Genomic DNA, 25,867 nt, shown 5'->3' with positions numbered 1-25,867 from the left:
TACCTGTCGTTCAGCTATGTCTCAGGTCGCCATCCGTGCCCCGGCGAGGCTGCCGCTCAATTCATACGCGGCCAGTTCCGCCTGGTGCGCCGCCAGCAACTCCGGCAATGACCCGCGCAGGTATTCCACCCAGGTCTTGATCTTCGCATCCAGGTACTGCCGCGACGGATAGATCGCGTACAGGTTCAGTTCCTGGGAGCGGTAATTGGGCATCACCCGCACCAGCGTACCGTTGCGCAGCCCGTCGATCGCGGCGTATAGCGGCAGGACACCGACGCCCATGCCGCTGGTGATCGCGGTTTTCATCGCATCGGCCGAGTTCACCAGGAACGGCGAGCTGTTGATGGTGACCATTTCCTGGCCGTCAGGCCCGTCGAAGGCCCATTTATCCAGGGGGATGACCGGGCTCACCAGGCGCAGGCAGGCGTGATTGAGCAGGTCGCCGGGTTTTTGCGCGCAGCCGTTGGCTTTGACATAGGCGGGCGAGGCGCAAACGATGCTGTAGGTAATCCCCAGGCGCTGGGAGACGAAACCCGAGTCCGGCAGTTCGCTGGCGAGCACGATGGACACGTCGTAGCCCTCGTCCAGCAGGTCCGGCACGCGGTTGGCCAGGGTCAGGTCGAAGGTCACGTCCGGGTGGGTCTTGCGATAGCGGGCGATGGCGTCGATCACGAAGTGCTGACCGATGCCAGTCATGGTGTGCACCTTGAGCTGCCCGGCCGGGCGCGCGTGGGCGTCACTGGCCTCGGCTTCGGCTTCTTCGACGTAGTTCAGGATCTGCTCGCAACGCAGTAAATAGCGCTTGCCGGCTTCGGTCAGGGCGATGCGGCGCGTGGTTCGGTTGAGCAGACGGGTTTGCAGGTGGGCTTCCAGGTTGGAGACCGCGCGCGAGACGTTGGCCGTGGTGGTGTCCAGTTGCACGGCGGCGGCGGTGAAGCTGCCGGCCTCGGCCACGTAGCTGAAGGCGCGCATGTTTTGCAATGTGTCCATGGGGTGCTCTCGGGTTCGATGGCAAATTGTGACACGAAGTTTCAGGGTCTGAGACCCCGACCAAGGGATTATCGCGTTAACGGTAACAAAGATTCACAGGAATCCCAGCTTATCGCCATCCAGACCGCCCCATAGAATTGCCCCGGTCCCACGGGACCCGTATGCCTCCTCCCAAATTCAGGAAATCGCAGCAGTGCCGCGTCGCATCAGCAGAGCGCTTCAGCCGCTCAGTGTTTTGGTTTTAACCCTGGCAATCAGCGGCTGCATCGGAACCGGAGGTATTGCCCCACAGGGCAAGGCACTGGAGGCCAATTCACTGGCCACGGACGAAGCGATCCAGAGCGCCGCCCAGGACGCGCACTGGCCCACCGCTCAATGGTGGCAGGCCTATGGCGATCCGCAACTGAACCGCTGGATCGACCTCGCCGTGCAAGGCAGCCCGACCATGGCCATGGCGGCGGCGCGGGTGCGCCAGGCCAGGTCCATGGCCGGTGTTGCCGAGGCGGCGGAGTCATTGCAGATCAATGGCGAGTCCACCCTCAAGCGCCACAACTGGCCCACCGATCAGTTCTACGGTCCCGGTGAGCTGGCCAACAGCACCACCTGGGACAATAACGCCGCACTGGGCTTCAGTTATGCCCTCGACCTCTGGGGCCGCGAAAGCAATGCCACCGAGCGCGCCGTGGACATGGCCCACATGACGGTCGCCGAAGCGCGCCAGGCGCAGCTCGAATTGCAGAACAACATCGTGCGCGTCTACATCGAACTCTCGTTGCACTACGCGCAACGGGACATCGTCGAAGCGACATTGCAGCAGCAAGAGCAGATCCTCGAGCTGGCGCAGAAGCGCTTGAACGGCGGCATCGGCACCCATTTCGAAGTCAGCCAGGCCCAGACGCCGCTGCCGGAAACCCACCGTCAGATTGACGCCCTGGACGAAGAAATCGCCCTCAGTCGAAATCAACTGGCTGCGCTGGGAGGCAAGGGGCCGGGGGAGGGCGCGCAGTTGCAGCGGCCGACTCTGGCGCTGGGTGCCGCGTTGAAATTGCCATCGTCGTTGCCGGCGCAACTGCTCGGGCAACGCCCGGACGTGGTCGCCAGTCGCTGGCAAGTGGCGGCGCAGGCGCGGGGCATTGACGTGGCGCATGCCGGTTTCTACCCCAACGTCGACCTGGTCGGCAGCCTGGGCTACATGGCCACCGGTGGCGGCGCCCTGGAGTTCCTCACCGGCAAGAAGCTCAACTATAGCGTCGGCCCGGCCATTTCCCTGCCGATCTTCGACGGCGGGCGCTTGCGCTCGGAGCTGGGTGAAGCTTCGGCCGGTTATGACATCGCCGTGGCCAAATACAACCAGACGCTGGTCAACGCGCTGAAAAACATCTCCGACCAGTTGATCCGCCGCGAGTCCATGGACAAGCAGCAAACCTTCGCCGCCGAGTCGGTGGCCACCGCGCAGAAGACCTACGACATCGCGATGATCGCCTACCAGCGCGGGCTGACCGATTACCTCAATGTGCTTAACGCGCAGACGCTGTTGTTCAAACAGCAGCAGGTGCAGCAGCAGGTGCAGGCGGCGCGATTGAGTGCGCATGCCGAGTTGGTAACGGCGCTAGGCGGTGGGCTGGGTGCCGGCAACGATGTACCGAAAGACAGCCAGACCCAGGCACCGAAAACCCCGAGCCTTTTGCGTTGAACACAATACCTGTGGGAGCCAGCCTGCTGGCGATGAGGGCAGCATATTCAACATTGATGTCGACTGATACTCCGTTATCGCCAGCAGGCTGGCTCCCACAGGTTTCACAGAGCAGGAATCCATGACCCCCTTGCCCGCACCCTTGCGCTGGCTGTACTCCCTTGAATGGCGCCGGGGCTTCTTCGACTGGGCACGCAGCGATGGCGTGACCTGGGTCTACATTTTCAAGGTGCTGTTCGCCGCGTTCCTGACCCTGTGGCTGGCCATGCGCTTGGAATTGCCGCAGCCGCGCACGGCGATGATCACCGTGTTCATCGTCATGCAGCCGCAAAGCGGCCAGGTGTTCGCCAAGAGTTTCTACCGCTTTCTGGGCACCCTGACCGGCTCGGCAGTGATGGTGGCGTTGATCGCCCTGTTTGCGCAGAACACCGAATTGTTCCTCGGCGCGCTGGCGATCTGGGTTGGTATCTGCTCGGCCGGCGCGGCGCGTTGCCGCAACTTCCGCGCCTACGGTTTTGTCCTGGCCGGCTACACCGCCGCGATGGTCGGGTTGCCCGCGCTGGCCCATCCGGACGGCGCGTTCATGGCGGCGGTCTGGCGGGTGCTGGAAATCTCCCTGGGGATTCTCTGCGCGACCCTGGTCAGCGCCGCGATCCTGCCGCAAACCGCCAGTGCCGCGATGCGCAATGCCCTGTATCAGCGCTTCGGAGTCTTCGCCTTGTTTGTCACCGACGGCTTGCGCGGGCGCAGCCAGCGTGAGGCTTTCGAGGCCGGCAACGTGCGCTTCATTGCCGAAGCGGTGGGCCTGGAGGGGCTGCGCAGCGTCACCGTGTTCGAAGACCCGCACATGCGTCGACGCAACGGTCGGCTCAGTCGCCTGAACAGCGAGTTCATGGGCATCACCACGCGTTTCAACGCCTTGCACCAGTTGCTCGAACGCCTGCGCAGCAGTGACACCGATCACGCCGTGGCAGCCATCAAGCCCGGTTTGCAGGACCTCGCCGAATTGCTCGACGGCTTCAGCGGCCGCGCGCTGACCAGTGCCGATGCAGCGCGTCTGGTCTCGGCGCTGACCGCCTACAAGGCCAGTTTGCCAGCGCGGGTGCGCAGCCTGCGGGCGGTGTTCCAGGAGAGCGAGCCGAGCGATGCCGAGCTGCTGGATTTCCACACCGCCTACGAATTGCTCTATCGCTTCGTTGACGACTTGCACAGTTATGCACAGACCCACGCTTCATTGGCCGATCACAGCCACGAGCGCGAACGCTGGGACGAGCCCTTCACCCCGCAAACCAACTGGCTGGTGTCGGCAGCCTCAGGGATTCGCGCTGCGTTCATCCTGGTGGTGCTGGGCAGCTATTGGGTGGCGACGGCGTGGCCGAGCGGGGCGACCATGACGCTCATTGCGGCGGCCACCGTGGGCCTGTCCGCCGCCACGCCGAACCCGAAACGCATGGCATTCCAGATGGCCTGCGGGACGTTTCTCGGCGCGCTGATCGGCTTCGTCGAGATGTTTTTCATCTTCCCTTGGATCGACGGTTTCCCCTTGCTGTGCGTGATGCTCGCGCCGGTGATCGTGCTCGGTTCATTCCTGGCCTCGCGCCCGCAATACGCTGGAGTCGGCCTCGGCTTGCTGATCTTCTTCAGCACCGGTTCGGTGCCGGACAACCTCACGGTCTACAACCCCTACAGCTTCATCAACGACTACATCGCCATGGTGCTCGGCATGCTGGTGTGTGCGGCGGCGGGGGCGATCATTCTGCCGCCGAACAGCCGCTGGTTGTGGCAGCGCCTGGAGCAGGACCTGCGCGGCCAGGTGGTCTACGCCATCAGCGGCAAACTCAAGGGCCTGGCGTCGAGTTTCGAAAGCCGCACCCGCGACCTGGTGCATCAGGCTTACGGTTTCGCGACGGGGCAGCCGCAAGTCCAGCGGCAGCTGTTGCGCTGGATGTTCGTTGTGCTGGAAGTCGGGCACGCGATCATCGAATTGCGCAAGGAGCAGGCGATCCTGCCGGTGCATCCGGCTTATGCCGAGTCCCAGCCGTGGCGCCAGTCCATCCGCGTGATGGGGCGTGCGCTGGTGCGGCTGTTCCTGCAACCGGGCCAGAGCAATCTGGAGCGCGCGTTGATCGCCGTCGATCATGCGATCAGCCGCGTGCAAGCCACCGACGAACCCTTCGCCCCGCACTTCGACACCTCGGCGCTGCGCCGGGTGAAGAGCTACCTGCACTTTATCCGCACCTCGCTACTCGACCCGCAATCGCCGCTCGCCTCCTACACGAACACCAAGCCCCAAGGACTTGACCATGCCCCGTGAAATCGCCTTCCACGGCGTTTACATGCCGACCATGACCCTGATGTTTTTCATTGCGGCGGCGCTGGCCTGGGCACTGGACCGCTTCCTGTCCGGGTTCGACCTGTACCGCTTCTTCTGGCACCCGGCGCTGCTGCGCCTGAGCCTGTTTACCTGTCTGTTCGGCGCCATGGCGCTGACTGTTTATCGTTGAGAATTCTCTGATGAAAAAGCTCTTCAGCCTGCTCGCCACCCTGCTGGTTCTGGCCCTGGCGATATGGATCGGCCGCACACTCTGGGTGCATTACATGGAGACCCCGTGGACCCGCGACGGCCGGGTGCGCGCCGACATCATCAACGTTGCTGCGGACGTCACCGGCGAAGTGGTGGACGTGCCGGTGCGCGACAACCAATTGGTGAAGAAGGGCGACCTGCTGATGCGCATCGACCCCGAGCACTACCGCCTCGCGGTCAAACAGGCGCAGTCGCTGGTGGCGTCACGCAAGGCGACCTGGGAGATGCGCAAGGTCAACGCCCATCGCCGTGCCGACATGGACAACCTGGTGATCTCCCGGGAAAACCGCGACGACGCCAGCAACCTCGCCGACTCGGCCCTGGCCGATTACCAACAGGCCCAGGCGCAACTCGAAGCCGCCGAACTGAACCTCAAGCGCACCGAAGTGCGTGCGGCGGTGGATGGCTACGTGACCAACCTGAATGTCCATCGCGGCGACTACGCGCGCATTGGCGAAGCGAAAATGGCCGTGGTCGACATGAACTCGTTCTGGGTCTACGGCTTCTTCGAGGAAACGAAATTGCCCCACGTGCGCGTGGGCGATAAGGCCGACATGCAACTGATGAGCGGCGAAGTGCTCAAGGGCCACGTGGAAAGCATCTCCCGCGGCATCTACGACCGCGACAACCCGGAAAGCCGCGAGCTGATCGCCGACGTGAACCCGACCTTCAACTGGGTGCGCCTGGCGCAACGGGTACCGGTGCGCATTCACATCGATGAAGTGCCGGAGGGGGTGCTGCTGGCGGCGGGGATTACCTGCACGGTAGTGGTCAACGCACTGTAGGAGCGAGCTTGCTCGCGAAGGCGTCGACTGGGTCTCAGAGCTGCCCACGCAACCCGAATCGCCTCATCAACGCCGACTCCAGCAAGCCCTTGGGCAACAACCCCGCCATCAACGGCAACGCCCGGCTGCCATTGCCAAGACGAATCAGCCGCGGCGGTTTGCTTTGCTGCACGGCCTTGAGCAACCCCGCGGCAAACTCACTGGCCGGCGTCGGATTGTCCTGGGACGCCTTGGCCCGTGCCCGAATACCTTCGCGCAACGGAAACCACGGCGATTGTTCGGTGATCAATTGCTCCGCCTCATGCCCGGCATTCCTGGCAAAACTGGAAGCGATCGCCCCCGGCTGCACCTCCATCACCCGCACGCCAAACGGCGCCAGTTCCATGCGCAAGGCATCGCTCAAGGCATGCACCGCGGCTTTCGAGGCGCAATATGCCCCTGCGAACGGCGTGACCAGAACCCCGGAAACGCTACCGATATTGACGACAATCCCTTTGGCCCGACGCAACACACCAAACATCGCCCGGGTCACGCCGACGATGGCGAACACGTTGGTTTCAAACTGGCGCTGCATCGCCTGCACGCCGCCATCGAGCAAAGGCCCCATCGCACCGTAGCCGGCGTTATTGATCAGCACATCGAGGCCGCCGTGTTGCTGGTTGATCCGTTCGCTCAATTGTTCGAGTGCCGGGCCATCGTTGACGTCCAGTTGCACGGCAATAAAACCGGCAGTGGTCAGCGCTGCGACATCTTCAGTCTTGCGGGCACTGGCCCAGACGGTATAACCAGCAGATTTGAAGGCATCGGCCAGGGCGCGGCCGATGCCACTGGAACATCCGGTAATCAACGCAACGGGCATGGCGCGGTCCTTGTGCAAAAAAGTGGGGGAGAGGTCAATCGGAGAAAGTGCCGTGCAAACGCTCGGCGCGAAACTCCAGGGTTTCCGGGCGATAGCCGGGGCGCAACGGCGGCATGGGCAGGCAATCTTCCCAGCTACCCCCAGCCTGCAATTCGCCAGGCCCGCGATAGCGAGGGGCGGTGTACTGATTGTCGGCCAGGTTGACGGTGTCGCCCGGCGCATAAGCGGCGACGCGCCAGCGCAACTCGGTCAGCGGCACGTCGTTACCGTTGCTCATGGTCAATTGCAGCGGCCGGTCGGCAGGGCAATGTTGCGGTGCGTAGCTGATGCGCAGTTCCAGGCGTTCAAGCTGTTTGAGTTCGCGGTGGTCCATCCAGATGACCCAGGTGGCGACGATGCCCAGCCCTACGGCGGCGGCCATGGACACGGGCAGGGCTTTGGTCGGATAGCGTAGGAGCAGGATCAGCCAGGTGATGACCAGCAGGACACCGATGAACATGACGTGAAAACCTTGGGGGATGGAGAGACCATCCTACCTAAGCGTAGGGGAGGTTGGCGATGGCGAGATTTTGTGGCGGATGTGCTGGCCTATTCGCGAGCAAGCCCGCTCCCACATTCGATCGCATTTCTCCCAAAAAAAACTCGGGCTTGCTCGCGAAGAGGCCAGCCTGGGCAACACAAAACCCGGAAAAAAAAAGCCCCCGGTCAACCCGCTGCGGATAGGGGACGCAGCGGGTTGAGCGGGGGCTTAAGGTAAACAGTGCTTACTGCGCGATGGTTTTTACCGACACGCCACGCTCAATCGGGGTCGAACGCCCGTAGATGTCTTCGAACCGCTCGATATCGTCCTCACCCAGATAACTGCCCGATTGCACTTCGATGATCTCGAGTGGAATCTTGCCCGGGTTGCGCAGGCGGTGCACCGAAGCAATCGGAATGTAGGTCGACTGGTTTTCAGTCAGCAGGAACACGTTCTCGTCGCAGGTCACTTCAGCCGTGCCGCTGACCACGATCCAGTGCTCGGCGCGGTGGTGGTGCATTTGCAGCGACAGGCACGCGCCCGGTTTCACCGAGATGTGCTTGACCTGGAAACGCCCGCCCATGTCGACCGAGTCGTAGGAGCCCCACGGACGATAGACTTCGCAGTGGTTCTGGGTTTCGCTGCGGCCCTGTTCGTTGAGGGTGTTGACCATCTGCTTCACGCCCTGGACCTTGTCCTTGTGCGCGATCATCATGGCGTCCTTGGTTTCGACCACCACGATGTTTTCCAGGCCGATCACCGACACCAGTTTGCCGTTGCCGTGGATCATGCAGTTCTTGCTGTCCTGGATCACCACGTCGCCTTTGGTGACGTTGCCATTGGCATCTTTCGCATTCACTTCCCACAACGACGACCAGCAGCCGACATCGCTCCAGCCCGCAGTCAGCGGTACGACGCAGGCGCGCTGGGTTTTTTCCATGACCGAGTAGTCGATGGAGTTGTCCGGGCAGCAGGCGAAAGTGGCTTCGTCGATGCTCACGGTGTCGGCGTCCTGGGCGCTGCGCTCGAGGGTCAGCAGGCAGGTGTCGTAGATGTCCGGATCGTGCTTTTTCAGCTCTTCGAGGAAGCGGCTGGCGCGGAACAGGAACATGCCGCTGTTCCAGAAGTAACCGCCGGACTGGACGTACTCGGTGGCGCGTTTCACGTCCGGTTTTTCGACGAAGTGCGAAACGCGGCTGACGCCTTCGGGCAGCAGTGAATCGTTGGTCGACTTGATGTAGCCGTAGCCGGTTTCCGGTTTGGTGGCCGGGACGCCGAACAGCACCATTTCGCCGTTTTCGGCGGCGACGGTGGCCAGGGCCAGGGCGCGTTGCAGGGCTTTCTGGTCTTCCAGCACGTGGTCGGCCGGCAGGACCAGCATCAGTTCGTCACGACCTTCGTTGACCAGCATCATCGCGGTCAGGGCCACGGCCGGCGCGGTGTTGCGGCCGAACGGTTCCATCAGGATGCGCTGGGTTTCGAGTTTGCGCGCGGCCAACTGCTCGTTGACGATGAAACGGTGGTCCTTGTTGCAGACCACGATCGGCGTGTCCATGCCGTCGAACACCAGGCGTTCCAGGGTTTGCTGGAACAGGGTGTGCTCGCCGGTCAGGGCCAGGAACTGTTTAGGGAACTGCTTACGGGAAAGCGGCCAAAGACGTGAGCCGCTACCACCTGACAAGATCACCGGAATCATGTTGTTACTCCTTGAAAATCGTTTGGTTAGGCTTTTGTGGGAGCCAGCCTGCTGGCGATGGCATCACCTCGGTACATCGACAAAACCGAGTGGCCTGCATCGCCGGCAGGCCGGCTCCCACGGAGCCGGGTCAATTCGGGAAAATGATTAGCGCGTCGATACCGGGCGTTTTACCCAGACCGGCGACAGGCTGCTGCCGCTGCCGGTGACGTACAGCACGGCGGCTTCACCGCGTTCCAGGGCGACCGGTTTCACGTCGCCGACTTTCGTTGCGCCATCGTATAGCGCCAGGCTGACTTTGACCGGGTTGATTTCACGCTCGCCACGGCCCTTGGCGGCCACGTTCGGGACCACGTCGGTCTTGCCGTCGGCGGTTTTCAGGGTCAGCGCCTTGTCGCTGAGGTTCTGCACGCGCACCAGGGATTTCTGCTTGTTCTTGAACGGCGGCTCTTCGATCAGTTGCGGTGCGCCGCTGGCGTTGTTGACCAGGGTGTAATAGTGGTCGCCGGCCAGTTTCACCGGCAGGGTCTGGCTGCCGACCTTGGCGCTGTAGTCACCGCCCGGCATGAAGCTGAAGTCGCTGCTCGACAGCGGCGCGACATCGCTCAGGTTGGTGCTGCCGACAGTGGCGCTGACTTCTGCGTTGCTGGCGTTGTAGATCCGCACGAAGGACGAGCCTTTCGGTGCGGTCGGGCCGTACAGTGCGGCATCGCCACCGGCGAAGGCCTGCATCGAAAGCACACTCATACCAGCAACCAGTGCAAAGGTCTTGGCGAGACGACGAGGAGTAGTCTTGAAAGTCATGGTAGTACCTCTCTCTTTCAGTTTTGCGCCCGGTCGGGCGTCTCGGATTTAGTGTTGATGGCTACGTTTTGTTGGCGGGCGCCGGCTTGTTTAAGCTCTGCGACCCACTGCGGGTCGGCGTCGCCGATTTCGTTGTTCACAGGCAGATAGCGTTCAGGAAACTCCCAGATCAGCACTTGTGGCGGGCTGTTCTTGAAAGCGTCGCTTTTGAGGTAGCTGAGCATCGGCAGGATCGGGCCGTGGCCGTCTTCGGCGTAATTGACCACGTCGCTGCGCAGCGCTTGTTTCAACGCGCCGACGAAGTTCCAGTTAGGGTTGGCGCTGTAGCTGGTGCCGATCAGTGCCACGGGCACTTCGGTGTTGGCGAACAGGGCGTCTTCAGCGGCTGGCTGGTCATCAGCGGCAACGGTGTTGCGCTTCTGCAGAGGCTCTTGCGCCGGCATCAGGTTTTCGAACAGCGGGTCCAGTGGCAGGAACAGACGCAGGTCGCCCTTGTGGGTGATTTTCTCCGCAGGCTCGGTGACGAAGTTTTGCGGTTCGCCGCTCAGCGGGTACTTGTCGGCAATGGTCCTGGCCAGGCGGTTGGCGGCGATCTCGGCGCCTTCCGGAGTCCAGTGGGTGTCGGTGCGCAGGAACACTTGCTTGCCGTCGCGCTTGGCCGCTTGCAGCGGGCCCAGCAAATCAGGGGCAAGGATGTGGTCGGCGGCCAGACGCTTGTGGAAGTCCTGGTAGAGGTTGGCGTGGATGCTGGCCGGTTTCACCTCACCGAGGTGTTCCGGGTACAGGCGCACCTTGGCCGGAACCACCGCCATCACCAGTTTCACACCCTTGTCTTTCAGGGTCTGGCGCACGCCTTCGACCAGCGCGTAGTTGCCTTGCAGGTTCAGCTCTTCGTTGACCGTCGGATGGAATTCTTCATCGCTGTACAGCCACTGGTCGCGACCGAGCACGACGCCCGGACGACCCTCGTTGAACAGCTTGAAGTCCAGCGCGGCCCAGAGGTTGGTGCCCAGGCGCTTGATCGGGAACTCGTCGTCGTAGTGCGTCTCCACGGCCTTGGTCCAGCGGCCATTGAGCACCGTCGCATCGGCGTTGGTGCTGAAGCCGAGGAAGCTGCGGACCGACCACAGGCCCAGGGCCAGCAGCGTCACCAGGAACAGGGCGATGTAGAAGATGCGTAATGAGCGGGTCATGGTCAGATCCCTCAGAACTGGAAGTAAAGGAACGGCGAGAAGCTTTGCGCCGAGAGTTTGAGAATCGAGGCGATGAACAGCAGCAGTACCAATGCGCGCATTGCGTAGCGCGACCAGTCAGCGGTCCAGTAGGCCGGTTGCACCTGGGCATCGACGCCGACGGTGTAGCCAGGCTGGTGGATGCTCGCCGGGTTATCACCAGGCGCGGCCTTGATCAGGCCGGGTTCGCTGGCGGCAGGGCCATCGGCATCGACATTCACTTCAGGCTTGGTCTTCACTGGCGGCTGGTTGCTGTAGAAATCACGCAGGCCGAAGAACGCCAGGGTCACGTAGGCCACCACCAGGGTTGCGATTTGCAGGCCGGTGAGGCTGGCCTGGTTGAGTTCCGACAGCGACCACTCGCCGAAGCTGAACATCGCGCCGTACATGCGACCGGCCACGTGCAGGTTTTCCGCACGGAAGATCACCCAGCCCATCACTACCAGCAGGAAGGTCAGTGCCCAGCGAATCGGGTTGAAGCTGCGTGGCGAAGTGTTCAGGCCGAGGGCTTTCTCGATCGCCAGCCACATGCCGTGCCATGCACCCCAAACGATGTAGGTGATGTTCGCACCGTGCCACAGGCCACCGAGCAGCATGGTCAGGAACAGGTTGCGATAGGTGGTCAGGGTGCCTTTGCGGTTACCGCCCAGGGTGATGTACAGGTAGTCACGCAGCCAGGTCGACAGGCTGATGTGCCAGCGGCGCCAGAACTCGGTGATCGACTGGCTGATGTACGGCTGCTTGAAGTTTTCCATGAAGCGGAAACCCATCATCAAGCCCAGGCCGATGGCCATGTCGCTGTAGCCGGAGAAGTCGAAGTACAGCTGCGCGGTGTACGCCAGGGCGCCGAGCCAGGCGTCACCCGTGGTCGGGTTTTGCAGGGCGAAGCAATGATCGGCCACTACCGCGAGGGTGTCGGCGATGAACACCTTCTTGATGAAACCCTGCATGAACCGCGTGCAGCCCTCGGAGAACTTGTCGAGGGTGTGGGTGCGGTTGTTGAACTGGTCGGCGAGGTCGCGAAAACGCAACACGGGACCTGCGATCAGGTGCGGGAAGATCGCCACGAACGCCGCGAAGTCGATCAGGTTGCGGGTCGCCGGGGTATCGCCACGGTAGACGTCGATGATGTAGCTGATGGACTCGAAGATGTAGAACGAGATGCCGATCGGCAGCAGCACATGGGTCAGGATAAACGGCTCCAGGCCCACCGAGGTCATCATGGCGTTGATGCTGTCGACGCCGAAGTTGGCGTACTTGAAGTAGCCGAGGATGCACAGGTCGACCGCCACGCCGAGCAGCAGCCAGCGCTGCGCCGGTTTGGTCCGAACGCCTGCGGCGCCGACTTTCAGGCCGATCCAGTAGTTCCACAGCGTGACCGCCGCGAACAGTGCGAGGAAGTCCACACGCCACCAGGCGTAGAACACGTAGCTGGCGATCAGCAGCAGCAGATTGCGATAGCGTTGCCCGCTCAAGTAGTACAAGCCGAGAAAGATCGGCAAGAACAAAAACAGGAACACGTTGGACGAAAAAACCATCCCGATCTCTCCTTGTTTGAAGCTACATTCAAGGGCCAACGGCCCCCCCAAACCCCCCACGAAAAACCGGGGGCACATTGCATTCAAAAACCACCGCGATCCCTGTAGGAGCTGGCTTGCCAGCGATTCGGTCTGACATCCAACATTGATGTCGACTGACACACCGCATCGCTGGCAAGCCAGCTCCTACAGGGGGAATGCGTCGTTCTAGGAACCCTTGCCCTTTTCGTTGGCCGGGTCGTAGACCTTGGTCAAATCCCCGCCCAGGCGGAAGGTCTTGAACGGTTGCATGTCATGCTTCTTCTCCAGCACCTCCGGCGCGCAGGTGTAGAGGGTGCAGAACGGTTCGAGCCAGGCGAATTTCGAGTCGACTTTCAGGTCGGTCATGTCCTGTTTCTTGCCGTTCTTTTCCTCGAACTCATCCGGGTCTTCTACCCCGGCGAGTACGCGATCACCCAGGCGTTTCAATGCGCCGTTGTTTTCCTGGCGCAAATCCACACCATTGACCTGGGCGAAACTGGCGATCATCGCCAGCGGCGGCAGGGCATAGTTGTGATAGGCGAGGGCGCGTTGCTGGCGCTTGAGTTCGTTCGGCAGATAACCGTCCGCATCAACCTGATTGGCGCCGACCTTGTATTCCTTCACGGCCCAGTCGAACAGGTCGCGGCGGTTGGTGGCGACCGAGGTCGCCATCACCGACCAGGCGGCCCAGTACGAGTGGTTGTTGGTTTTTTCCAGCGGCAGGTTGTCCCAGTCGCTGACCACCTGGTCGGCCATGCGGTTGAACCAGGCTTCGATCAACTGCGACTCCTGCTGATGGTTGGCCAGCGGGTGGGAGTCGGAAAACTTCAGGCGAATGTAGGACGACGCCATGCTGCCCAGCGCCCATTTGCGCATCGACTTGCCGGTGTGGTTGAAGTCCTTGGACATCAACGCATCGGCCTTGGCCCACGCCGTCAACCAGTTCAGGGTGCACTCCAGCTGTTCCGGGCGACCGTCACGCATGAACTGCATGACGCGCTTGCTGGTGCCGCGCTCGAGCTTGGTGATGTCGGCGGTGCTGTCGCGGAAGGCTTTTTCCGACTGCACGTTCAGTGTTGAACGGGCCTTGTCCGAACCTTCGTACTTGCTGCGAAATTGCAGCGAGCCGGTGTAGGGCGTCGGCATGGCATCGCAGCCTTCGCTCTTGTCGCCGGTTTTGACTTTCTCGATCGGCGCAAAATAGCCCTGTGGCGGGCGCAGTGGCGCCGCGGCCTGGGTCGCACCGGCGAACATCGCCAGGCTCAACAGCGTCAGTGTTGCAAGTTTCGGATTTCGCATAGCAGACCTCATTGCCCGGCTGAAGCAGTACGTTGCTCAGCGTTCGGGAATACGTTGCGTTTGCAGATTTTCGCTTCGACTTTCTGTGGCGCGGTGCCCGCTTTTTCAGGGCCCTGGATTTCGACGGCCAGCAGGTTCTGCGAGGCCCAGTCTTCGTCCGTGCGCAACTCGAAGGCGAAACGTCCGTCAGTGTCGGAGGTTTCCGGTTTGTCGATCTTGATGTCCTCGTGGCGCCCGTTCATGTACCAGAGGGTGGCTTGCAAGGTTTTCACCGAGGTGTCGGCGAAGCGGATGTCGACCTGGTGACTGCTGTTTTGCAGGTTCAGGTTTTTGCTGTTGACCATAAGCTCGTTCTTGCCCGGCTTCAGCGTGGTGCTGGCCGACATCTGTGCATCCTTGCCTTCGCAACCGTTGTCCAGCAGCGCCATCATCTGGCGGTAGATGGTTTCCTGGTCGAGGCGATAGAGCGGCGAGAATTCCCAGATGAGAATCTTCGGCGGGTTCTTCTGGAACTCGTCGCTGCCCAGGTACTGCAGCATCGAACCTTCCAGGCCACCGCCGGGGAACGCCACGTTGAGAATGTCGGCGCCGATGGCCTCTTCGAGGAAACCGGCGAAGTTGTAGTTCTTGCCACTGTGGCTGGTGCCGACCAGGGTGATTTCCGGATTGCCGGAATCGCCGAACAGATCGCCATCGCCTGCTTCGCCTTTCGGCTCGGTGGTGAATTGATCCATGTACTGGATCGCGTAGCTGGTGCCACAGAGTTGACCAGCCATGTTGTGCAATGTTCCGGTCTTGCCCATGCGACCCGACTTGTGGGTCTCGAATTCACGCTTGGGAATGTCGGCGAAGGCCGGGATCTGCTTGACCTTTTCGGCCACGATTTTTGCCGTGCGCTGGGCGCCATACGGCGTCCAGTGCTGGTCGCCGCGGAAGTAGAAATCGTGGGCGGGCAGGGTGTCGGGCAGCGACTCGTTGGTCAGCGGCGACAGGTCCGGTACCACGTAACCCATCTGCGCGAAACGGCCGAGCATGGTCTTGTAGTTCTTCAGCGCCTTGTCGAAATCGAAGCTGGCTTTTTCTGCCGGGTTCAACTTGTTGCGGTTCACCAGGCCACGGGTCGGCTGGTAAACCACCACCAGCTCCACGCCTTTGCTCTTGAACGCATCGTGCAGTTGCTTCATGCGCTTGTAGCCGGCAGGTGTGGTGTCGAATTCGGTGCGCAAGTCTTCTTGCGTACGGAACAACCAGTCGCCCTGGGCCTGTACCAGCGTGGTGAAGTTCTGCTGGTAACGCGTGGTGTAGTTCTTCGCGTCGTGGGCGGCGGGGCACAGGCTGCAGCACGGCTCGGCGCTGAATTTCGGTGCTTGCACTTCATCGGCGCGAACACCACCGCTGGCGGCGAGAATGCCGGCGGTCAGGGCCGACAGGCTGAGTAATTTGATCAAGTGTGGGTGCATAAAATTATCCTCAGTCCCGCATTTCGGTCTGGCGTTCGACAGGGTCGATCAGCACGGCTTTCTGCTGGCGCACCAGCAGGTCGAGAATTTCATCCTGGCGCTCGCCGAGAATCCCCGAGAAGCTGATGCCGCTGGATTTGGTCGGGGCGAGCATGGACACGCGATACAACTCGACGCTCAGCGGCGAGTCGATGGACAGTGGGCCACTGCCATTGGCCGCCAGTTCACCGCCGACCACGATCAGCGACACCTGGGCGTCGAACGGGTCGAGCTTGATGTCACGGTCGGTGTTGGTCAGGTCCTTGATGTGGCCGTAGACGCCGGTCAGGCCGTTGGCCATGGCGACGTTTTCGTACAGGCGAATGTTCACGCTGTTACGAATGCGGATGCCGTGACGACGGTTGCTGATCACCTTGTTGCCCCACAGCAGGTTGTCGGCACTCTCGTAGAGGGTGATGCCGTCGGTGTGGTTCTGGTAGATCTCGTTATGGGCGATCAGGTTGTTCACGCTGTTACGGTCGATCACCAGGCCCGACAACTTGTTGTCGTAGCTGCGGTTGTTGAAGATGAAGCTGTCGTTGACCTCACGGGAAATGATGATCCCGTGCTTCTTCTTGGTCCCGAACACCGTGTTGTCGGCAATGATCAGGCCGTGGGAACGGTCGTGGGGGTCGATGCCGTAGACGATGTTGTCTTTGTAGGTGTTGCCCTTGACCACGAAGTCGCGGGTTTCGTAGCAGTAGAAGCCGTACCACATGTCCGAGAACTCGGAACCGACGATCCAGCCGGTCGGCTCAGGACGCTTGAGTACCTTGGCCATGTTCGGCGTGTACTGGGAAATACTCACGCCGTAGGACTTACTGTTGGCGTAGCCGAAACTGGCGATCTTGCTGTTGGCGATGTAGGTCTCGGTGCCGCCCCAGGACAGCAGGAACGGACGGAATTCCTTGGGCGACTTGAAGGCCGCCGGGCCGTTGGCCTTCTCACTCCAGCCAGTGATTTTGGTATCACGCACGAACAACTGGCCGTCGTTGACCAGGAACGAGCCGGCCTCCTGGGACAGGCGCAGTTCCTGGGTCTGCTTGTCGATTTCCAGGATGCCCTTGTTGCCCACCACGATCGGCAACTTGGCCAGGAATACGCCCGGCGAGGTTTCGCTGAAGTACTGCTTGGGCAGCTTCTTCGCCAGGTCCTTGAGGTTCATGTAGCCGTCGTCAACGAAGATCGCCTGGGGGATGCCGTGCTGACGCACGACCCACTCGGCCATCTTGTTATCGCCGCCGATGAAGTCCTTCAGGGCGTCTTCCTGCATCATGCGGCGCACGCTGATCTTGCCGGCCTTGCTGCGCACGACTTTTGCGGCGATGGCTTCGGCGGTGTAGCCCGAGGTGTCCGGCAGTTTCGGCGTGGCCAGCTCCAGCGGCGCGGTCGGTGCGCTGCTGACGGTATAGGTCTTGGCCTGTTGCAGCTCCTTGGCCATGGTGGCCGGCTTGGCGGCCGGCTCCACATTGGCGAAGGCAGTCGCGCTGGCCAGCAGCAGGGCGCCGGCGAGCAAGGTCAAGGACCCTTTCTTGGCACTGTTCATGTCGGGGACTCCCTTCGCAATGTGCATCAGAAGCGCCAGATCACGTCGACGAACGCGCGGTGCATGTACGAATCGACTTCCTTGCCGTAGGCGTCGCCCGGCTTGAACACACCGCCACGGAAGCGCACCAGGGCCGAAGGCTCATCGATCTTCTGGCTCAATGCCGCCGGCAGCAGGCCTTGCTTGAAGTACTTGGTGACCACCAGATCCATTTCCTGGCCGAGGTCTTTATCACCATCGTTCAGTGGCAGGGACGTGCTGGACAGCACCGCGCCGGTGACGTCGTCGGTGTTGTTCTGCACGGCGTCGATGCCGTTGCTGGTGATCGGCTTGTTGCCGTCGACGCGCCAGAACTTGTGGTAGATCAGGCTGGCGTCGTACTCGTCGTTGAGCATCCACGAACCGAACAGGGTGGCCGATTGCATGTTGTTCATTTCGCCACGGAAGGCTTCGCCGAAACGGTGCACACGCGAGCGGGTACCGGTGTAGCTCGAGCGGTTGCTTTCCAGGCCGTTCTGTTCGTAATCGGCGCTGGCACGGGCGTAGGCCGCACCGACTTGCCATTGCGGATCGAGGCGCAGACGCACGCCCAGGTCGGTGGCCCAGCCATCGACGTCGCCGCTGTGCTTGGCTTGCGCCGGTGCGGTGCCATCGGCGTTCAAAGGGTTGACCGTGTCACGGTCGCCGCTCATGCCGGTGATGCTGCCCCAGTAGTTGACCGTGTTGGTGTTGCGCCAGTTGTAGGCGTCGCTGTTGGCCTGCAGGCCCAGCCAGCTGATATCGCCGTTCTGTTTCTTGTCCAGCGAATCGCCGGCCACACCCGGCTCTGGATAATCGAGCTTGCCGTCATCGTGGGTGTGATGACCGCGAATGCCGGCCCAGTGGCCCGGTGTCCATTGGTATTCGGCATCGGCGTAGGCGTGCAGGCGATCCTTGTCCTTCGGTGCCAGTTCCTTCAGGTCGGTGCGGTACTCGCTGAAGCGTTCGGCGATACCGGCGTTGGCGCGCAACAGGGTGGTGTCGAAGGTCCAGTTCAGGGCTTCGATGTTGGTGTCGCGCCATTGACCGTCATCGTTGTGCAGACGCTGGCGGCCGAATTTCAGGATTTCGCCAGGGTAGGGCGTGAAGCCGCTGTAGCCGACCCAGAACTCGCGCATCGCCAGGTAGTTCTTCTTGGTCTTGCGGTCATTGTTGACGGTGTTTTCGGTGCCTTCGGATTGCTGCAGGGTGTCGGTCTCGATGATGTCGGTGGACGTCACGGCTTGACCCATTGCATACGCGCTCCACGCGCCGCTCTCGCCATACACCCACGGGCGCAGGTCGAGGCCCAGGCCATTGACGTCGCCGCCACTCTGGGTACCCAGGTCTCGGTCGTCTTCGGACTGGCCGGTGATTTTCACGTCCAGGCCGTAGTTCTTGGTTTCTTCAGTCATCGCCGCCAGTGTCGGGCACGACCAGATCAGCGCGAACGTCAGGCCGATACCGGCCTTCATGAATGGATTCAACTTCATAGGGATTCCTCGCCGTCTTCTTCTTGCAGGGCGTGCAGTTGCAGCGTGTTCTGGCTCAAGTTGCCGCGAACCGCCTGTTCCTGTTTCAACAGGCGCTGGGCCTCGGCCAGCTGCGCAGGCGGCAGTTGGGCTTCGAGGGTTTGCGCAAGCTCGGTGGCTTGCGGGGTGTTCTGGGTCTTGGCCAACTGGCTGAAGACGTATGCATTGAGCGGGTCAGGCTTGGTGCCTTTGCCTTGGGAAAACAGTTGGGCGATGGCGAAGTCGGCGCTGTTCTGGCCGTTACGCGCAGCGGTCAGCAGATGATCCAGGGCCTTCTGCGGATAGACCTTGCCCAGGTAGCCACGGCGATAGATCTGGCCAAGGTAGTAATCGGCGGCGACTTCACGGCCGACGGCTTTCTGGAAGTGTTCCTCGGCGACCTTGGCGTCGGCCGGGACCATCTTGCCTTCGTAGTAGAGCTTGCCCAGCAACAGCTCGGCGCGCGGTTGGTCGGCGGCGCGGCCGTTGTCCAGGTACTTCATCATCTGGTCGACATCGCCGAGTTCCGGGAAGTCGTAGATCAGTTGCGCGAGGGTGACCCACGAGGCCGGGTAGCCTGGAGCGATGGGTTCAAGCAGCGACTGCGCGGTTTTTTCGTCGGGCGTGCCCAGGGTCCGATCGGCGAGCACGCGGGCGACGCTGTCGACACGCTGGGCGGAAACGGCGCCGCGACTGTGAGCGGCCTGCATCTGCTTGATCAGCTCGGCCTGTTGCTCCGGCTTGGCCTGTTTCTGGTAGACCGTGGCCAGTTCGACGTAGCAGATGTCGGTGGTGTTGAGCGCGGCCTTGCAGACCTTTTCCACTTCGTCGAGGTGCTGGTCGTAGGTGCCCTGGGTGCGATACAGCAGCACTTGCGCCAGGCCCGCTTCCGGCTTGCCTTCGGCGCGCCATTGGCTGATCTGCTGCTGGGCGTCGACGTTGGGGAAGCTGTGCGGGTATTGCAGGTACAGCATCGCCAACGGGATCAGGGTGTTGCCTTCGCCGGCGGCCGAGGCTTTTTTCAACAGGCCTTCGGCTTCGTGCTGTTCGGCTTCGGTGGAGCCGGGCTTGGCCACCAGCAGGCGACCCAGGCGTGCCTGGGCACGGGGTGAAACGCTGGCCGCGGCGCGGTAAGTCGCTTCGGCCTGTTTCATCTGCGCCGGGTCGCGGCTGTCGACCTGGAGATCGGCCAGGCCAACCTGGGCTTCGCTGTAGCCCAGGTCTGCCAGTTGCTGGTAGTTCGCCGCGGCAGTGGCGGTGTCGCCACGCTTGAGCGCTTCGTTGGCCAGGCGCTGGTCGGGCAGGCCGGCGCAACCGGCGAGGCTGACTGCCAATGCCAGCGAGCACACCATCAATCCTATGTGGGAGCCAGCCTGCTGGCGATGCATTCGACTCGGTGTTCCAGCGGTACCGCATTGATCCAATCGCTGGCAGGCCAGCTCCCACAGGGACTGCGGTGTTCTTGGAATTGGTGGCGTCGTCACGTGCATGTCCTCCGGTTACAGACCAGCAGCCATGGCTTTGTCGATCAGCCAGTTCAGGTTCGGGCCACGGTCGCTGTTCACTTCCACCGGACGGCCGGCGAGGCTGCTGTCCAGGGCTTCGTCAGGCTGGATCAGGACGCGGATGTCGGATGACAGGTCGGCGCTTTTCAGGCTGGTGCTGCTGACGATCTTGCCGGTGCGGGTCTTGTCTTCGCCGGCGATCTGGAAGCGCACCGGGGTGCCTGGCAGAACGTCGCCGAACTGGCGATAGGAGAAGCGCGCCTCGACGTTGGCTTCGGTATTGCGTGGCACCAGTTGGAAGATCACGTCGCCTTTGCTGGCGTACTGACCGTCGGCGACCATTTGCTGGGCCACGGTGCAATCGCACGGCGAGGTCAGGGTGCCGGTCATCTGCTTGCCGAACAGCTCTTCAACCTTGGCCGGGGCCAGTTGATCGTCTTCCAGGTGACCCTTGAGCACGTCGAGCATGCTGGTGCTGAAGGTCGCCAGCGGTGCGCCTTTGGCAGCGACGCCATCGCCTTTCACCAGGCTCTGCACGGTGCCGTCGCGGGGCATGGTGATGTTCACGCCCGGCACGCTGACCAGGCCGGCCTGGGCGTGGCTGACGAAGTACATGCCGTACACCGATTTGAAGATGAAGCCGAACGCCGCCAGGCCGACGACGAAAACCCCCAGGCTGAGTGTCACTGCTTTCATGCGCCCGAACGCGCTCATGCCGTGGCCGCCGTCCTTGATCTTGCGCGCCTTGGTGAAGTTGTCGCGCTGCAGGGTCGCCAGCACTTCACCGATGGTGACGATGTCGCCGGCCAGGTGCGAAGTGATCAGGTGGCGCAAGGTCGAGATGTCCTGTGGTTCCAGGTTCTGGAACTGGCAGCCGGTACGACCGGTCTCGCGATCATGGGAGCGCACCTGCAATTCCACGTCCATGGCCAGGCCGAGGTTGTCGATGACGAATTGCAGGCGGGCCTTGTACTTGTCGCCGATCTTCAGTGGCAGTTGCCCGGCATTGAAGGCCAGGCCACCGGCGGACAGGTCGATCACTCGCGCTTCGACCGGCGTACGGTCAGGGCCGAAGAAACGCAGCTTGGCCGGGATTTTCACTCGGGCGTGTTGGCGCTGGGCTTCGGATTCATGCACTACGTTGGCGTTGACGGCGGTATTCATATGGGCGATTTCCTGGTTAATTCAATAAGGGGGCGGTCAGACCATCATCAGCAGCACGGCGACAAAAATGCTGCCGGCGGAGAAGGTCATGGTCCGAGACGACCAGGTGTTGAACCAACGTTGAAAGCTGGCGAGATCACGGGTCAGGGAAGTGGGCTGGCGAGTCCAGGACTGTTGGTCGAGGCGGAAGAACACGTAGATCTTCACCAGCGCGCCGACGATCTGGTTGTAATAGAGAATCGCCGGGTAAGCCGGGCCGATCCGGTGACCGGAGCAGGACAGCAACAGGGTCAGGATCAGGCGGGTGATGCCGATCCACAGCAGGTACACCAGGATGAACGCGGTGCCGTACTTGAAGCTGGCGATCAGCGCCACGGTCAAGCCCAGCAGGGAGGTCCACATCGACACGCGCTGATCGAACAGCACCACCGAGGTGAACGCACCGAGGCGTTTGACCCCAAGGCCGAGGGCCCGGGAGTTCTGGCGCAGGTTGTTGCCGTACCAGCGGAACATCAGCTTGCGGCTGGCCTTGATGAAGCTCTTCTCAGGCGGATGCTCGACGGTGTTGATCGCCGCGTCCGGCACGTAGAAGGTGTCGTAGCCCAGGCGCATCAGGCTGAACCAGCTCGACTTGTCGTCACCGGTGAGGAATTTGAAACGACCCAGGCGCCAGTGTTGCAGCGAGTCGCTTTCAACGTCGGCGATGAATTCCGGGTTGGTGACCACGGTGGCACGGAACACCGACATGCGCCCGGTCATGGTCAGCACGCGCTTGGACAGGGCCATCGAGCACATGTTGATGTGGCGCTGGGCGAAACGCAGCTTGTGCCATTCGCTCATGATGTAGCCGCCGCGCACTTCGCAGAACTCGTTGGTGGTGAGGCCGCCGACGTTGCCGAACAGCTGGAACCACGGCACGGTCTTGCGCACTGTGCCCTCGCCAAGCACGGTGTCGCCATCGATCACGGCCACCACGGCGCGGTCATCCGGCAGGTGGCGGGAGATGGCGCGGAAACCGTAGGCCAGGCCGTCGCGCTTGCCGGTACCGGGAATGCGCACGAAGTCGAGCTTGACCCGGGCAGGCGGGTTCATCCGGTTCCACAGGCTCTTGACCAGCAGTTCATCGGACATTTCAACGATGGAGCAGACCACGGTGGTTGGCAGCTCGCAGTCGATCGCTTCGCGGATCACCGAGCTGTAGACCTGCGCGGTGGTCAGCGCATCGATACGAAAACTGGTGACCATCAAAAATACATGGGACGGGTCCGCCGCCTTGCCCAGCTTGCGCACTTTGCGCCGCAGGTGCGGGTAGACCACGTACAGGAACAGCATGCCGCGCAGAAAGTGCGTGGCACCCATCGAGTAGCGCCAGATACCGACGATACCGATCAGGAAAATGAAGTCCTTCGACTCGGAGTCGAACGTGGACACAGGCAGCGCCATGGCGATGCCCATCAATAAACTCAGGTAGAACAGCCAACCGGCGGCCTGGAGTAGGCCGTGCTTTAGCCTGTGCATAATCGGAATCCTAAAGTCAGTTGCCTGAAGTCAGCTGCAAGCTCCAAGCTTCAAGCTGCAAGTGAAGAGCTGTTACTTGCCGCTTGAAGCTTGTCGCTTATGGCTGCTTTACCAGCAAATGCCTTCAGTCCGGCCAGTCACGCTGGTGGCCTTGGACATGAAGCCGACCAGGTCGATCACCTGCTTGCCGTGTGGAACGTTCTGCACCAGGGCGCGGAATTTCTCGTCACGGTTGCCGAGGATGATCACGTCGGAGTTGTTGATCACTTCGTCGAAGTCGGCGTTGAGCAAGGACGAGACGTGGGGGATCTTCGACTCGATGTAGTCCTTGTTCGCGCCGTGAACGCGGGCGTATTCGACGTTGCTGTCGTAGATGCTCAGGTCGTAGCCCTTGCCGATCAGCATTTCCGCCAGGTCCACCAGCGGGCTTTCGCGCAGGTCGTCGGTGCCGGCCTTGAAGCTCAGGCCCAGCAGGGCGACTTTGCGTTTGTCGTGGCTGGAAACGATGTCGAAGGCGTTCTGCACCTGGGACTCGTTACTGCGCATCAGCGAGTTGAGCAGCGGTGCTTCCACGTCCAGGGAGCCGGCGCGGTAGGTCAGGGCACGCACGTCTTTGGGCAGGCAGGAACCGCCGAAGGCGAAGCCCGGGCGCATGTAGTACTGGGACAGGTTCAGGGTCTTGTCCTGGCAGACCACGTCCATCACTTCACGACCATCGACGCCGACGGCCTTGGCGATGTTGCCGATCTCGTTGGCGAAGGTCACCTTGGTGGCGTGCCACACGTTGCAGGTGTACTTGATCATCTCGGCAACGGCGATGTCCTTGCGGATGATCGGTGCGTCGAGTTCTTCGTACAGCGATTGCAGAACGTCGCCCGAGGCCTTGTCGAACTCGCCGATGACGGTCATTGGCGGCTGGTCGTAGTCGGCGATGGCGGTGCTTTCGCGCAGGAACTCAGGGTTCACGGCAACACCGAAATCGACGCCGGCCTTCTTGCCGGAGCAGTCTTCGAGAATCGGGATCACCACGTTGGCCACGGTACCTGGCAGCACGGTGCTGCGAACCACGATGGTGTGGCGGGTGGTCTTGTCACGCAGGACAAAACCGATCTCGCGGCACACGGCTTCGATGTAGTTCAGTTCCAGATCGCCGTTCTTCTTGCTCGGCGTACCGACGCAGATCATCGACAGGTCGGTGTCGCGAATGGCCTCGGCGAAGTTGGTGGTGCCACGCAGGCGACCGGTCTGGATACCCTGGGCCAGAAGTTCGCCCAGGCCTGGTTCAACAATCGGCGATTTGCCGGCATTGATCATATCGATCTTGTCTTTGGCAACATCGACGCCAACGACGTCATGGCCCCGTGCAGACAGGCAGCCGGCACAGACAGCGCCTACGTAACCCAAACCAAATATGCTGATGCGCATCGCATTTACCTCAGTGTTGATCAAGCCATTAGATGGCCGGAGTTAATGGTGTTCAGCGGTTATAGTGCACGCGGAAGTTACGCCTGGCAGGCGCGACAATACCGCGTGCTGGCATAAAAGTTCCGAGTGTCTAAATAAGTGCACTCAAGGTGTGCGCAACTAGGCCTTGTTGTTATGACTTGCCCTGTTATGCAGCGCGTCCTCTGTTCAGAAGAAGTTCGTGCAATGTTCCTGCACGCTCGATGTCAGGCCGAAAGCCCGTAGATCAAGCGTTTTGGTGCCCGGGTGAGCACGTTTATAGGGACGCGGCCTTGGCCTTGCAGGGGATATTAATGGTGCGTATCTCCTGTGCGTTCTGGTGTTGCCCAAATCAGGGGGGGGTAGTCAGTGGAAGTTAGTATTGCAACTTCACTACATGGTTCCCTGATCTGCGTAAGTTATCTCGTACATCCACGGCGAGAATCGTTACCGGTGGTATGAGCGGTGCATCTGGACATAGTTCCGGCCCGCTCATCACGAAATCTGAAATTTCTTGAAATATTGTCAAAGATGGCACTGCTCTCAAATTGATAGCACTTGCCGTTTCGCCCTTTATATATAGGCGGATTATTGGAGGGGATAGTTTTTTGCCACTATCGATAATTTTTTTCGGTGCCACTACTGAAAAAAATGATCGAAGTCGAGTGAAACTAAAGTTAGAAAATTGACAGGTGGTATTTTGGCGTCATAAAAATGACGAAAAAAGCGAGGGATTTCGAGGGGATCAGTGGGGGCGCACGAGGGGAGTTGGAAGGTCGTGCGCCGACCCGTTGATTTACTCTGGTGCGTGGTCGCGCAGGAACACCAGGTTGTCCGGTTTAGACTGTTCGGCGCTGTAGCGATAGCCCTGAACATCGAACTGCTTGAGGGCTTGCGGGTCGTTGATGCGTTCTTCGATGACGAAGCGGCTCATCATGCCCCGGGCCTTTTTCGCGTAGAAGCTGATGATCTTGTACTGACCGTTCTTCAGGTCCTTGAACTCGGTGTTGATGATGCGTGCGTTCAAGGCGCTGCGCTTGACCGCCGAGAAATACTCGTTGGACGCCAGGTTGAGCAGCACGTCATCGCCCTGGTCGGCCAGGGCTTCGTTCAGCCATTCGCTGATCCGCGTACCCCAGAAGGCATACAGGTCCTTGCCCCGGGCATTGGCCAGTTTGGTGCCCATTTCCAGACGGTACGGCTGCATCAGGTCGAGGGGACGCAGCAGGCCATACAGGCCGGAGAGCATGCGCAGATGTTGCTGGGCGTAGTCGAAGTCGGCTTCGCTGAAAGTTTGCGCATTGAGCCCGGTGTAGACGTCGCCCTTGAACGCCAGCAAGGCCTGCTTGGCGTTGGCCGGGGTGAAGGCGGGTGTCCAGCTGCCGAAGCGGGCGGCGTTGAGCCCGCCGATCTTGTCGGAAACGTGCATCAGTTCGCTGATCTGCGCCGGGGTCAGCTCGCGCAGCTGCAGGATCAGCTCCTGGGAATGGTCGAGGTATTGCGGCTGGGTAAAGCGCTGGGTCGCCGGCGGCGTTTCGTAATCGAGGGTCTTGGCGGGGGAAATCACCGTCAGCATGAAGTCGTCTCCTTTAATCGTGGCGGCGATTCTAGGGGGTTGACCGTGTTGACTCCAGCTATCGGT

Annotated in this window: 20 protein-coding genes; 4 read left to right on the top strand and 16 right to left on the bottom strand. The window is 61.4% G+C overall.

Annotated features, from left to right (window positions below):
* Positions 1 to 21 precede the first annotated feature (21 nt).
* Positions 22 to 990 (bottom strand): LysR family transcriptional regulator, encoded by a 969-nt coding sequence (locus NPS56_RS06410; RefSeq protein WP_274073938.1) that lies wholly within the window; start codon positions 988 to 990, stop codon positions 22 to 24.
* Between the two features lie 193 nt (positions 991 to 1,183).
* Here NPS56_RS06410 and NPS56_RS06405 point away from each other — a divergent pair, with 193 nt between their 5' ends.
* The 4 genes from NPS56_RS06405 (at position 1,184) to NPS56_RS06390 (ending at position 6,052) form a co-directional block, all read left to right on the top strand.
* Positions 1,184 to 2,683 carry an efflux transporter outer membrane subunit gene (locus NPS56_RS06405; RefSeq protein WP_274073937.1) on the top strand — a complete coding sequence of 500 codons (1,500 nt, stop codon included), beginning with the start codon at positions 1,184 to 1,186 and terminating at the stop codon, positions 2,681 to 2,683.
* Between the two features lie 121 nt (positions 2,684 to 2,804).
* Positions 2,805 to 4,997 (top strand): FUSC family protein, encoded by a 2,193-nt coding sequence (locus tag NPS56_RS06400; protein ID WP_274073936.1) that lies wholly within the window; start codon positions 2,805 to 2,807, stop codon positions 4,995 to 4,997.
* A complete protein-coding gene (locus NPS56_RS06395; protein WP_015096751.1) occupies positions 4,987 to 5,187 on the top strand; it encodes a DUF1656 domain-containing protein in 201 nt (66 codons plus the stop codon). The genes NPS56_RS06400 and NPS56_RS06395 overlap by 11 nt, the downstream gene beginning before the upstream one ends.
* Before the next feature lie 10 nt (positions 5,188 to 5,197).
* The gene (locus tag NPS56_RS06390) at positions 5,198 to 6,052 is read left to right on the top strand and encodes an efflux RND transporter periplasmic adaptor subunit (RefSeq protein WP_274073935.1); all 855 of its coding nucleotides are present in this window, start codon (positions 5,198 to 5,200) and stop codon (positions 6,050 to 6,052) included.
* Between the two features lie 34 nt (positions 6,053 to 6,086).
* Here NPS56_RS06390 and NPS56_RS06385 read toward each other — a convergent pair whose 3' ends face one another.
* The 15 genes from NPS56_RS06385 to yaaA form a co-directional block, all read right to left on the bottom strand.
* A complete protein-coding gene (locus NPS56_RS06385; RefSeq protein WP_274073934.1) occupies positions 6,087 to 6,911 on the bottom strand; it encodes an SDR family oxidoreductase in 825 nt (274 codons plus the stop codon).
* Between the two features lie 34 nt (positions 6,912 to 6,945).
* Positions 6,946 to 7,410, bottom strand: coding sequence for a multidrug transporter (locus tag NPS56_RS06380; protein WP_274073933.1), 465 nt, complete (start codon positions 7,408 to 7,410; stop codon positions 6,946 to 6,948).
* A gap of 265 nt (positions 7,411 to 7,675) precedes the next feature.
* Positions 7,676 to 9,127 (bottom strand): mannose-1-phosphate guanylyltransferase/mannose-6-phosphate isomerase, encoded by a 1,452-nt coding sequence (locus NPS56_RS06375; protein ID WP_274073932.1) that lies wholly within the window; start codon positions 9,125 to 9,127, stop codon positions 7,676 to 7,678.
* 147 nt (positions 9,128 to 9,274) lie between these two features.
* On the bottom strand, positions 9,275 to 9,931 hold the full coding sequence (locus NPS56_RS06370) for an alginate O-acetyltransferase AlgF (protein WP_274073931.1): 657 nt from the start codon (positions 9,929 to 9,931) through the stop codon (positions 9,275 to 9,277).
* Between the two features lie 17 nt (positions 9,932 to 9,948).
* Positions 9,949 to 11,124 (bottom strand): alginate O-acetyltransferase, encoded by a 1,176-nt coding sequence (locus NPS56_RS06365; RefSeq protein ID WP_274073930.1) that lies wholly within the window; start codon positions 11,122 to 11,124, stop codon positions 9,949 to 9,951.
* Between the two features lie 11 nt (positions 11,125 to 11,135).
* Complete coding sequence (locus NPS56_RS06360) at positions 11,136 to 12,701, bottom strand: MBOAT family O-acyltransferase (RefSeq protein WP_274073929.1); 1,566 nt, start codon at positions 12,699 to 12,701, stop codon at positions 11,136 to 11,138.
* Between the two features lie 207 nt (positions 12,702 to 12,908).
* Positions 12,909 to 14,021 (bottom strand): mannuronate-specific alginate lyase, encoded by a 1,113-nt coding sequence (locus NPS56_RS06355; RefSeq protein ID WP_274073928.1) that lies wholly within the window; start codon positions 14,019 to 14,021, stop codon positions 12,909 to 12,911.
* A gap of 8 nt (positions 14,022 to 14,029) precedes the next feature.
* Positions 14,030 to 15,481: an alginate O-acetyltransferase gene (locus tag NPS56_RS06350; RefSeq protein WP_274073927.1), complete on the bottom strand. Its 1,452-nt coding sequence runs from the start codon at positions 15,479 to 15,481 to the stop codon at positions 14,030 to 14,032.
* 10 nt (positions 15,482 to 15,491) lie between these two features.
* Positions 15,492 to 17,066 (bottom strand): mannuronan 5-epimerase AlgG, encoded by a 1,575-nt coding sequence (algG, locus tag NPS56_RS06345; protein ID WP_274073926.1) that lies wholly within the window; start codon positions 17,064 to 17,066, stop codon positions 15,492 to 15,494.
* Between the two features lie 26 nt (positions 17,067 to 17,092).
* Positions 17,093 to 18,577 (bottom strand): alginate export family protein, encoded by a 1,485-nt coding sequence (locus NPS56_RS06340; protein WP_274073925.1) that lies wholly within the window; start codon positions 18,575 to 18,577, stop codon positions 17,093 to 17,095.
* The gene (gene algK, locus NPS56_RS06335; RefSeq protein WP_406592064.1) at positions 18,574 to 20,085 is read right to left on the bottom strand and encodes an alginate biosynthesis TPR repeat lipoprotein AlgK; all 1,512 of its coding nucleotides are present in this window, start codon (positions 20,083 to 20,085) and stop codon (positions 18,574 to 18,576) included. Before algK ends, NPS56_RS06340 begins: the two co-directional genes overlap by 4 nt.
* Positions 20,086 to 20,094: 9 nt before the next feature.
* Positions 20,095 to 21,264: an alginate biosynthesis protein Alg44 gene (locus tag NPS56_RS06330; RefSeq protein ID WP_274073923.1), complete on the bottom strand. Its 1,170-nt coding sequence runs from the start codon at positions 21,262 to 21,264 to the stop codon at positions 20,095 to 20,097.
* A gap of 36 nt (positions 21,265 to 21,300) precedes the next feature.
* Positions 21,301 to 22,782, bottom strand: a complete 1,482-nt coding sequence (gene alg8, locus NPS56_RS06325; protein ID WP_406592065.1) for a mannuronan synthase — start codon at positions 22,780 to 22,782, stop codon at positions 21,301 to 21,303.
* Positions 22,783 to 22,890: 108 nt separating this feature from the next.
* Complete coding sequence (locus tag NPS56_RS06320) at positions 22,891 to 24,207, bottom strand: nucleotide sugar dehydrogenase (protein ID WP_274073922.1); 1,317 nt, start codon at positions 24,205 to 24,207, stop codon at positions 22,891 to 22,893.
* An 814-nt stretch (positions 24,208 to 25,021) separates the two neighbouring features.
* Positions 25,022 to 25,801: a peroxide stress protein YaaA gene (gene yaaA / locus NPS56_RS06315; RefSeq protein ID WP_274073921.1), complete on the bottom strand. Its 780-nt coding sequence runs from the start codon at positions 25,799 to 25,801 to the stop codon at positions 25,022 to 25,024.
* Between the last annotated feature and the right edge of the window lie 66 nt (positions 25,802 to 25,867).

The organism is Pseudomonas putida (assembly GCF_028682635.1).
Classification (GTDB): Bacteria; Pseudomonadota; Gammaproteobacteria; order Pseudomonadales; family Pseudomonadaceae; genus Aquipseudomonas; species Aquipseudomonas putida_AE.
The sequence above is the reverse complement of the archived record's forward strand: the minus strand, read 5'-3'. Positions and strand labels throughout refer to the sequence as shown.

Bases quoted from the DNA above. Each gene is read 5' to 3' on its own strand.
- algK (WP_406592064.1), bottom strand. From the start codon at position 20,085: ATGCACGTGACGACGCCACCAATTCCAAGAACACCGCAGTCCCTGTGG.
- NPS56_RS06390 (WP_274073935.1), top strand. From the start codon at position 5,198: ATGAAAAAGCTCTTCAGCCTGCTCGCCACCCTGCTGGTTCTGGCCCTG.
- NPS56_RS06410 (WP_274073938.1), bottom strand. From the start codon at position 990: ATGGACACATTGCAAAACATGCGCGCCTTCAGCTACGTGGCCGAGGCC.
- NPS56_RS06375 (WP_274073932.1), bottom strand. From the start codon at position 9,127: ATGATTCCGGTGATCTTGTCAGGTGGTAGCGGCTCACGTCTTTGGCCG.
- NPS56_RS06320 (WP_274073922.1), bottom strand. From the start codon at position 24,207: ATGCGCATCAGCATATTTGGTTTGGGTTACGTAGGCGCTGTCTGTGCC.
- NPS56_RS06365 (WP_274073930.1), bottom strand. From the start codon at position 11,124: ATGACCCGCTCATTACGCATCTTCTACATCGCCCTGTTCCTGGTGACG.
- NPS56_RS06385 (WP_274073934.1), bottom strand. From the start codon at position 6,911: ATGCCCGTTGCGTTGATTACCGGATGTTCCAGTGGCATCGGCCGCGCC.
- NPS56_RS06330 (WP_274073923.1), bottom strand. From the start codon at position 21,264: ATGAATACCGCCGTCAACGCCAACGTAGTGCATGAATCCGAAGCCCAG.
- NPS56_RS06355 (WP_274073928.1), bottom strand. From the start codon at position 14,021: ATGCGAAATCCGAAACTTGCAACACTGACGCTGTTGAGCCTGGCGATG.
- NPS56_RS06370 (WP_274073931.1), bottom strand. From the start codon at position 9,931: ATGACTTTCAAGACTACTCCTCGTCGTCTCGCCAAGACCTTTGCACTG.
- NPS56_RS06380 (WP_274073933.1), bottom strand. From the start codon at position 7,410: ATGTTCATCGGTGTCCTGCTGGTCATCACCTGGCTGATCCTGCTCCTA.
- algG (WP_274073926.1), bottom strand. From the start codon at position 17,066: ATGAACAGTGCCAAGAAAGGGTCCTTGACCTTGCTCGCCGGCGCCCTG.
- NPS56_RS06360 (WP_274073929.1), bottom strand. From the start codon at position 12,701: ATGGTTTTTTCGTCCAACGTGTTCCTGTTTTTGTTCTTGCCGATCTTT.
- NPS56_RS06350 (WP_274073927.1), bottom strand. From the start codon at position 15,481: ATGCACCCACACTTGATCAAATTACTCAGCCTGTCGGCCCTGACCGCC.
- NPS56_RS06340 (WP_274073925.1), bottom strand. From the start codon at position 18,577: ATGAAGTTGAATCCATTCATGAAGGCCGGTATCGGCCTGACGTTCGCG.
- NPS56_RS06395 (WP_015096751.1), top strand. From the start codon at position 4,987: ATGCCCCGTGAAATCGCCTTCCACGGCGTTTACATGCCGACCATGACC.
- alg8 (WP_406592065.1), bottom strand. From the start codon at position 22,782: ATGCACAGGCTAAAGCACGGCCTACTCCAGGCCGCCGGTTGGCTGTTC.
- NPS56_RS06400 (WP_274073936.1), top strand. From the start codon at position 2,805: ATGACCCCCTTGCCCGCACCCTTGCGCTGGCTGTACTCCCTTGAATGG.
- yaaA (WP_274073921.1), bottom strand. From the start codon at position 25,801: ATGCTGACGGTGATTTCCCCCGCCAAGACCCTCGATTACGAAACGCCG.